Annotated in this window: 1 protein-coding gene; it reads left to right on the forward strand. The window is 58.5% G+C overall.

Going from position 1 to position 248, the window contains the following annotated elements:
• A partial coding sequence (locus SB724_RS21320; RefSeq protein WP_410573009.1) for a hypothetical protein occupies positions 1 to 248 on the forward strand: 248 nt, incomplete at both ends.

The following is a 248-nucleotide window of genomic DNA, read 5'->3' on the forward strand; positions in this document are numbered from 1 at the left end:
ATCGTCAACGTCGGCGGCTTTATTGCAGCGCTGGTGGCCATATATCTCATAGGTCTTGTTCTCGATGTACTCAATGCCAGCGGATTCTCCGGCGGTAACCTGTACGGCCTGGCACCCTTCCGGGTAGCCCTCAGCGTTCAATTTGTTTTGCTGGGCTTGGGAACGGTCCTCATCCTGGCTTCCCGTCGGAAGGTCCGGCGACAGATGGCAGCGCAGGGAACGCACGTTCCGCCGCTGGTAACGGTCTT

The sequence above is a fragment of the Bacillus sp. SIMBA_031 genome, assembly GCF_046535225.1.
In the GTDB taxonomy this organism is placed as follows: Bacteria; Bacillota; Bacilli; order Bacillales; family Bacillaceae; genus Bacillus; species Bacillus velezensis.